The organism is Streptomyces torulosus, assembly GCF_001419765.1.
Taxonomy (GTDB): domain Bacteria; phylum Actinomycetota; class Actinomycetes; order Streptomycetales; family Streptomycetaceae; genus Streptomyces; species Streptomyces torulosus.
The window spans coordinates 1-1,794 of record NZ_LIRK01000977.1 but is presented as its reverse complement, the minus strand read 5'-3'; the positions used below and the strand labels follow the sequence as shown (position 1 = coordinate 1,794).

Below are 1,794 nucleotides of genomic sequence, written 5' to 3'. Positions count from 1 at the left end.
CGGCGGCCCTCCCCGCGGCGGTCAGCACCTGTCGTCGGCCTTCTGTCTCCAGCGCGCCGCCGAGGGGCGCGGGCAGGGGCAGCCGGGGGCGCCCGTGTGCCGCCCACACCCCTGTGCCCGCCGCGAGCGCCGCCAGCGCCGGTACGCACACCACGGCCCACCACCACGAGGGCCGCAGCACACCACCCGACGCGTACAGCGTGGCCGCCCCGCCGACGGCCGTGTAACCCGTGACGAGCCCGGCCCAGGTCGCACGCGCGCCGGCGCCGAGGCCGTCCCCCGCGTGGTCGCGGGCCGAGCGGTGCAGCAGGACCAGCGGCAGGGCGAGCAGCAGGAGCGGGACGAGACCGACGGGGGCGGGGCCGCCCGAGAGCGTGTCCGTCCGGATCAGTTCCACGCCGTGGGACAGCAGCCACAGGGCCGCCGCCACGTGCAGGGCCCCGCCGGGCCCGCTGTCCGGGTACGGCGAGCTGATCCACAGCACCATCACCAGCGCCGCGAACGCCCCGAGACCGAGCCCCGCCGCCAGGATTCCGCCCAGCATCCCGGTGACCAGTTCGGACGACCGGCGGCGGGGCCGGCCGAGCGACGGCGACAGCGCGGACAGCGGCGGCAGGCCGGCCGGAGAGGGCGGGGGCGGCGCCGACCGGTCGTGTGAGGAGGGGTGGTCCGATGCGGTGGACGGGTCGTTCGGGTCGGTCACGTGCGTCACGTCCGCCATGCTCCCAACGACACGCGCTTTACCCGGGTAACAGGGGATTCGCGCACGTGTCGCCCACTATGTGCTTATGTGCTTTCTCGTACGCGGAACGGTTCTCCCCCTGCGGCGGAGGCCCGGGAGGGCGGCCCGGCAGGGTCTCCGGCAGGGTTCCGCACCACGTGAGTGCCACCGATGACCGAGGCACAGGCGCCCACCGACGCCGGGGCCAGGCCCGTCGCCGATGCCTGCACCCCCACCCCCGACACCGAGGCCGAAGCCGAAGCCACGTGTGACGCCGGTGCCGCGAGTGAGGCCGCGTGTGACGCCGGCTCCGCCGATGAGGTCGAGTGGTATCAGCAGCCGCTCCTCACGGACGCCGAGGCCGCCGCCGATCCGGCGCTCGCACCCCCGCCGCTGACGCCCGCACAGGCCTTCGACGCCCTCTACTCGTACTGCGCCCCCACCCTCGTACAGCAGACGTATCTGCTCACCGGGACCCTTCGGCAGGCGCGCGACGCGGTCGAGCGGGCCTTTGAGCAGGCTTGGCAGCGTTGGCCGGAGGTGGCCGTGGACCGGGACCCGGCCGGGTGGGTGCGGGCGGTGGCCCACGACTGCGCCCTCTCGCCCTGGCACCAGTTGCGTCACCGCCTCCCCGTTCCCTTCCGCGGCCCGGAGCCGGGACCGGCACCCGCGTCGGCGCCGACGGATCCGACCGGTCGCGCCCTGCTCGCCGAACTCCAGAAACTGCGGCCCCCCTACCGCCGCGCCCTTGTCCTCTACGACGGTGTGGGCCTGGATCTGCCGGAAACGGCCGCCGAGACGGAGGCGAGCACCCCGGCGACGGCGGGGCGTGTGCAGTACGCGCGCGCGGTCGTCACAGCGTGCCTCCCGGAACCGGCGACGCCCGAGGACCTGCACCGGCTGCTGACCGAGCTGGCGGCGGACGTCCGGCCCCGGCCCACGCGGCCGATCGTCCTGCGCACCCGGGCCGATCTGCGGGCCCGGCGCTGGATCCACGCCGCCGTCGTTTTCGCCAGCGTGCTCCTCACCACCACTGCCCTGACCCTCCGCACGGCCCCCGACCACTACGAACC

At 75.4% G+C, this 1,794-nt stretch carries 2 protein-coding genes; one reads left to right on the top strand and one right to left on the bottom strand.

Features of this window, described 5'->3' with window-relative positions:
* The coding region (locus tag AOK23_RS43285; protein WP_240496852.1) for a cell division protein PerM at positions 1–721 on the bottom strand (721 nt) is incomplete at its 3' end.
* Positions 722–892: 171 nt separating this feature from the next.
* Between AOK23_RS43285 and AOK23_RS43280 the strand changes: the two genes are divergently transcribed.
* Positions 893–1,794 (top strand): RNA polymerase sigma factor (locus tag AOK23_RS43280; protein WP_240496851.1); only part of this gene is annotated, 902 nt, incomplete at its 3' end.